The sequence below is a fragment of the Mycobacterium asiaticum genome, assembly GCF_001668675.1.
Taxonomy (GTDB): domain Bacteria; phylum Actinomycetota; class Actinomycetes; order Mycobacteriales; family Mycobacteriaceae; genus Mycobacterium; species Mycobacterium asiaticum_D.
In genome coordinates, this window is record NZ_LZKQ01000300.1 from 1 (window position 1) to 5672 (window position 5672).

General features: G+C 67.0%; 8 protein-coding genes and 1 pseudogene. 6 read left to right on the forward strand and 3 right to left on the reverse strand.

Translation table 11 applies throughout. The annotated features are described in order from the left end of the window. The coding region (locus A9X01_RS24790) for a response regulator transcription factor (protein WP_172832606.1) at window positions 1-268 on the forward strand (268 nt) is incomplete at its 5' end. Window position 269: 1 nt separating this feature from the next. On the opposite strand, the gene A9X01_RS24795 is transcribed toward A9X01_RS24790, so the two are convergent. Then, the gene (locus tag A9X01_RS24795) at window positions 270-539 is read right to left on the reverse strand and encodes a DUF4242 domain-containing protein (RefSeq protein WP_065123253.1); all 270 of its coding nucleotides are present in this window, start codon (window positions 537-539) and stop codon (window positions 270-272) included. A 217-nt stretch (window positions 540-756) separates the two neighbouring features. Here A9X01_RS24795 and A9X01_RS24800 point away from each other — a divergent pair, with 217 nt between their 5' ends. The 4 genes from A9X01_RS24800 (at window position 757) to A9X01_RS24815 (ending at window position 3869) form a co-directional block, all read left to right on the forward strand. Then, window positions 757-1038 carry a phosphoribosyl-ATP diphosphatase gene (locus A9X01_RS24800; protein WP_065123254.1) on the forward strand — a complete coding sequence of 94 codons (282 nt, stop codon included), beginning with the start codon at window positions 757-759 and terminating at the stop codon, window positions 1036-1038. A 2-nt stretch (window positions 1039-1040) separates the two neighbouring features. Then, the gene (gene hisG / locus A9X01_RS24805; RefSeq protein ID WP_065123255.1) at window positions 1041-1892 is read left to right on the forward strand and encodes an ATP phosphoribosyltransferase; all 852 of its coding nucleotides are present in this window, start codon (window positions 1041-1043) and stop codon (window positions 1890-1892) included. Window positions 1893-1998: 106 nt separating this feature from the next. Continuing rightward, entirely contained in the window at window positions 1999-2484 is a 486-nt protein-coding gene (locus A9X01_RS24810) for a DUF4126 domain-containing protein (RefSeq protein WP_065123256.1), read from the forward strand. Next, complete coding sequence (locus tag A9X01_RS24815) at window positions 2481-3869, forward strand: FAD-containing oxidoreductase (protein WP_065123257.1); 1389 nt, start codon at window positions 2481-2483, stop codon at window positions 3867-3869. The genes A9X01_RS24810 and A9X01_RS24815 overlap by 4 nt, the downstream gene beginning before the upstream one ends. 5 nt (window positions 3870-3874) lie before the next feature. On the opposite strand, the pseudogene A9X01_RS32315 reads toward A9X01_RS24815, so the two are convergent. Both A9X01_RS32315 and A9X01_RS24820 read right to left on the reverse strand, forming a co-directional pair. Further along, window positions 3875-3984, reverse strand: a pseudogene (locus A9X01_RS32315) (thioesterase family protein); the annotation flags it as partial. A gap of 86 nt (window positions 3985-4070) precedes the next feature. Next, window positions 4071-4946, reverse strand: coding sequence for a RecB family exonuclease (locus tag A9X01_RS24820; RefSeq protein WP_065123258.1), 876 nt, complete (start codon window positions 4944-4946; stop codon window positions 4071-4073). A gap of 73 nt (window positions 4947-5019) precedes the next feature. On the opposite strand from A9X01_RS24820, the gene trmI reads away from it, so the two are divergent. Next, window positions 5020-5672, forward strand: a 653-nt coding sequence (gene trmI / locus A9X01_RS24825; protein WP_065123259.1) for a tRNA (adenine(58)-N(1))-methyltransferase TrmI, incomplete at its 3' end; no start/stop codon positions are given.

Here is a 5672-nt window from a genome sequence, read left to right on the forward strand (position 1 = left end):
CGCCGCGCCGATCGGCCAATCCCGGGTCATTGATTTGGTGGGTCCGTTGCTGACATCGGCTCCGCAGGGCCCCGATGGCTTGAGTGACCGCGAGATCGAAGTGCTGCGACTGCTCGCCGAGGGACTGAGCAATCGTGCGATCGGGGAACGGCTTTTCATCAGCACCAACACCGCCGCCAACCATGTGCGCAGCATCCTGATCAAGACCGGCGCGACGAATCGCACGCAGGCGGCGATGTACGCCACCGAGCACGAGCTGCTCGGGTAGTTCAGATACCGGAAAACGCGCCGTCCGGCAGGATGCGGTTGCTCACCTCGACGATGGCGTCGGCGGGCAGACCGGCACGCGCGGCGGCGCTTCTGATGGCCTCCGGGGAGGGTGCCTCATACAGGCAATACGTCTTGCGTTTGTCCGCCGACAAAAACGAGTACAGCCAGCGAACGCCTTCCTCGGAATTGATGCGATTGATCCCGTCCACGGTGTCGAGGCTGGGGTCGAGGACCTCCGCGAAGTTGCGCTCGATCATGAATATCGGCACGGTGAACTCCTATTGATCAGCCGGTCGTGCGTTGAACCTACCTGGGAGCGTCGGTCTGGACCACCGTTCGCCGTTGCCGGGACGGACGCCCGCGATACCTCCTTCCGCTTTGCCGCGAGCGTGCGCTGAATGCCGGCGACACGCCGCTGCGCCCGGCATTCCGCGCACCTTCGCGGGAGGGTCGGAGCGAAACCAAAGTGACTTCGCTGACCGGCACGTGAAACAATCGCTGGCCGTGAAGACCTTCGAGGATCTGTTCGCCGAACTCGGCGAGCGCGCCCGCACCCGCCCGGCCGGCAGCGCAACTGTGGCCGCGCTGGACGCCGGTGTGCACGCGGTGGGCAAGAAGATCCTGGAGGAGGCCGGTGAGGTGTGGCTCGCCGCCGAGCACGAGCCAGACGAGGCGCTGGCCGAGGAGATCAGCCAGCTGTTGTACTGGACGCAGGTGCTGATGATCTCCCGCGGACTGTCCCTCGACGATGTCTATCGGAAACTGTGAATATGCTGCGAGTTGCGGTGCCCAACAAGGGGGCGCTGAGTGAGCCGGCCACCGAGATCCTTTCCGAGGCCGGCTACCGCCGACGCACCGATCCCAAAGACCTGACCGTCATCGACCCCACCAACAATGTCGAGTTCTTTTTCCTTCGCCCCAAGGACATTGCCATCTATGTCGGGTCGGGAGAACTCGACTTCGGTATCACCGGACGTGACCTGGCGCTGGATTCCGATGCGCCAGTGCGGGAACGGTTGGCGCTGGGCTTCGGCTCCTCGCGGTTCCGGTACGCCGGTCCGGCGGGGCGGGATTGGACCGTCGCGGATCTGGCGGGTAAACGGATCGCCACGGCATACCCGAATTTGGTGCGAAAAGACCTGGCCGCGAGAGGGATTGATGCGACCGTCATCAGGCTGGACGGTGCCGTCGAGATATCCGTACAACTCGGGGTCGCCGACGCCATCGCCGACGTGGTGGGTTCGGGTCGCACGCTGAGCCTGCACAACCTGGTGGCCTTCGGTGAGCCACTCTGCGATTCGGAAGCGGTGCTCATCGAACGGGCCGACCACGATGGCCAATCAGCTTCTGCCCGTGACCAATTGGTGGCCCGCGTGCAGGGCGTGGTGTTCGGCCAGCAGTACCTGATGCTCGACTACGACTGCCCGCGCTCGTCATTGGACCGCGCGACGTCGATAACCCCGGGGCTGGAATCCCCGACCATCGCCCCGCTCGCCGACCCGGACTGGGTTGCGGTGCGCGCGTTGGTGCCACGCCGCGACGTCAACGGGATCATGGACGAGCTGGCCGCGATCGGGGCGAAAGCGATCCTGGCTTCCGATATCAGATTCTGCAGATTCTGAACGGGTGCCGGCGGGTCGGCTGTGTTAGCGTCCGCTGGAACCCGCGACCTCGCGCGGGGTTCTCGTCAGCGCCGCCGGGCCGGTGCTTGTCCCAGGAGGGATACCAGTGACACACATTCTCGTTCTCCTGTTGGCTTTATTGCTAGGTGTCGTCGCCGGGCTGCGGTCGCTGACGGCGCCCGCCGTGGTCGCCTGGGCCGTCCATCTCCATTGGCTCAACATCGCACATGATTCCTGGGCATTTTGGGTGGGCAACACCGTGACGGTTGTGATTCTCAGCCTCCTGGCCGTCGCGGAATTGATTAACGACAAATTGCCCAAGACGCCGCCGCGCACCGCGCCGCCCGTATTCGCCATCCGGCTGATCATGGGCGGGTTCGCCGCTGCGGTCGTCGGCGCTGCATGGCAACACACATGGACCTCACTGGGTGCCGGCGTCGTCGGTGCCGTACTGGGCACCCTCGGTGGCTTCCAGGCCCGTCGCGCGCTGGTCGCCAAGAACGGCGGCAAAGACCTCCCGATCGCGCTGCTCGAGGATTCGGTGGCGGTGCTGGGCGGCTTCGCGATCGTCGCCGCGGCGGCCGCTCTGTGACCGAAGGGTCCTCGGAGGCCCAGACCTTCGATGCAATCGTCGTCGGTGCCGGGCAGGCCGGACCGCCCCTGGCGGGCCGGCTCACCGCCGCCGGACAGCGAGTTGCTGTCATCGAACGCCAACACGTCGGCGGCACCTGCGTCAACTACGGATGCATCCCCACCAAGACCCTGGTGGCCAGTGCCCACGCCGCACACCTGGCGCGGCGCGGTGCCGAGTACGGGGTGGGGACCGGTCCGGTCAGTGTCGACATGGCCAAGGTCAAGGCCCGCAAAGACGACATCATGCTCAAGGACCGCAACGGCGTTCAGTCCTGGCTGGACGGCATGGACAATTGCACCGTCTTTCGCGGGCACGCCCGCTTCACCGATCCGCACACCATCCGGGTCGGCGATGACGTGCTACGCGCCGACCGGATCTTCCTCAATGTCGGTGGCCGGGCGGTGGTGCCCGACATCCCCGGACTCGCCGAGGTCGAATACCTGACCAACGTGTCCGTGCTGGAACTCGACACGGTGCCCGGACATCTGGTCATCATCGGCGGCAGCTACATCGCGCTCGAATTCGCGCAAATGTACCGCCGCTTCGGCGCCCGGGTCACCGTCGTGGAACGCGGCCCGCGCCTGGCCTCCCGCGAGGACGAGGACGTCTCGACCACCATCCGGGAAATCCTGGAGGCCGAGGGGATCGACGTCATCACCGGCGCGGATGACGTTCGAGTTGTCAAGCGCGACAGCGGTTTCGAGTTGACCCCCAGCGCCGGTGCCGCGCCGATAGCGGGCAGTCACCTGCTGCTGGCGGTGGGCCGCCAACCCAACACCGACGACCTCGGGCTGGAGGCGGCCGGTGTGCAGACCGACGCCCGCGGCTACATCGTCGTCGACGATCAACTCCGCACCAACGTCGAGCACATCTGGGCCATGGGCGACTGTAACGGCAAGGGCGCATTCACCCACACCTCCTACAACGACTTCGAAATCGTGGCGGCCAACCTGCTCGACGACGACCCTCGCCGGGTCAGCGACCGCATCACCACCTATGCGCTCTATATCGACCCCCCGCTGGGGCGGGCCGGCCTGACCGTGGACCAGGTCCGCAAGTCGGGCCGCAAGGCGCTGGTCGGTAAGCGGCCGATGACCCGGGTTGGCCGGGCGGTGGAAAAGGGTGAGACGCAAGGGTTTATGAAGGTCGTGGTGGACGCCGAGACCGACGAGATCCTCGGTGCGGCGGTCTTCGGAGTGGGCGGTGACGAAGCGATCCACTGCATCCTCGACGTGATGTCGGTCAAGGCCCCCTACACCACGCTGTCGCGCACGATGCACATCCACCCGACGGTCAGCGAGCTGATTCCCACTGTGCTGCAGGAGATGTCGCCGCTCGACTAGCCGTCCCGCGAACCCGGATGCTCCACCGACGCCCGCGCCGCACCAGAGCGACCGGGACCGCGCCCAGCAGATCGAGGCTGAGCCGGCCGACCCGGAGGCTGGAACCGTCGGCCAATCTCCCGGCCTCGCTGCGGGTGTAGTCAGTGGATTCGAACGATTGATACTCACTCGCACCGGTCAGGCGACGGTAGAAACAGCGGGTCATGCCGCCGGTTCGGTCGGCTGTGACTCCGCGGCGCTGGGTGAATGTTCTGGCCACCCCGGGTACGGCGGCGGCGTACCGCCGAACGCCGGACACAGCACCTGATGGGAGCACCAGTCGCACAGCCGGGACGGGTTGGGCCGAAAGTCACCGGTCTGGCCGGCGGACTGGATCGCGCGCCAGATGGCCATCAACGTCTTCTCGAACCGCAGCAGCTCGTCGTGATCCGGCGAATAGTCCAGCAGTTGCCCGTCGGCCAGATAGATCAGCCGCAGCCGGGTCGGCAGCACCCCGCGCGACCGCAGCAGCGCCACCGCGTAGAACTTCATCTGGAACATGGCCTTGAACTCGGCCAGGGTGCGTGCCGCCGGCGGGGCCTTGCCCGTCTTGTAGTCGACCACGCGCAGCTCACCGGTGGCGGCGACGTCGATACGGTCGATGTAGCCACGCAGCAGCGTTCCGTCGGCCAGTTCCACCTCCACCCGCTGTTCACAGCATTGCGGGTCGAACCGGGTCGGGTCCTCGAGCCGGTAGTAGCCGGCCAGCAGGGCACGCGCCTCGTCCAGCAGTTGGGCCCGCTGCTGCGGGTCCAGATCACCGGCCAGCTCGGGGTCGCGGGCGAGCACCTGATCCCAGGCGGGGTCGATCAGCGAACGCGCGGTGTCCGGGCCGCGCTGGACGGCCGGCAACTCGTAGAGCCGCTCGAGCGCGACATGCACCACCGACCCGCGCAGCTGGGCGGGGGAGGGCGCCTCGGGTAACCGGTCGATCGCCCGGAAGCGATACAGCAGCGGGCACTGCTTGAAATCCGCGGCCCGCGAGGGTGAGAGCGCCGGTCGGGCGCTGGACACCTCCGGCTTTGCTGCGGCCGTCATAATCGCAGCCTAGGACCGGGTACCGACAACCCCAAGCACCAGCGTCAGCGAGTCGGCTGGCACGCTGTACGCCGTGTCAGCAACGGGTCCGTTCAGCGTCGGCGAGCGCGTTCAGCTGACCGACGCCAAGGGGCGGCACTACACGGTCACTCTGACCCCGGACGCCGAGTTCCACACCCACCGGGGCCGGATCGCCCACGACACGATCATCGGGCTGGAACAGGGCAGCGTCGTCAAGTCCAGCAACGGCGCCCTGTTCCTGGTGCTGCGGCCGCTGCTCGTCGACTACGTGATGTCGATGCCGCGCGGGCCGCAGGTGATCTACCCCAAGGACGCCGCCCAGATCGTGCACGAGGGCGACATCTTTCCCGGCGCCCGCGTTCTGGAAGCCGGTGCCGGTTCCGGTGCCCTGACGCTGTCGCTGTTGCGGGCGGTCGGCCCCGAGGGCTCGGTGGTGTCGTACGAGGCGCGGGCGGATCACGCCGAACACGCGAGGCGCAACGTCAGCACGTTCTACGGCGCGGCACCGGCCAATTGGCAACTCATCATCAGCGACCTCGCCGAGTCCGACCTGCCCGACGGCTCGTTCGACCGGGCGGTGCTGGACATGCTGGCCCCGTGGGACGTCCTGGACGCGGTCTCGCGGCTGGTGGTCGCCGGTGGTGTGCTGCTGATCTACGTCGCGACCGTCACGCAGCTGTCCAAGGTGGTGGAGGCGGTGCGGGC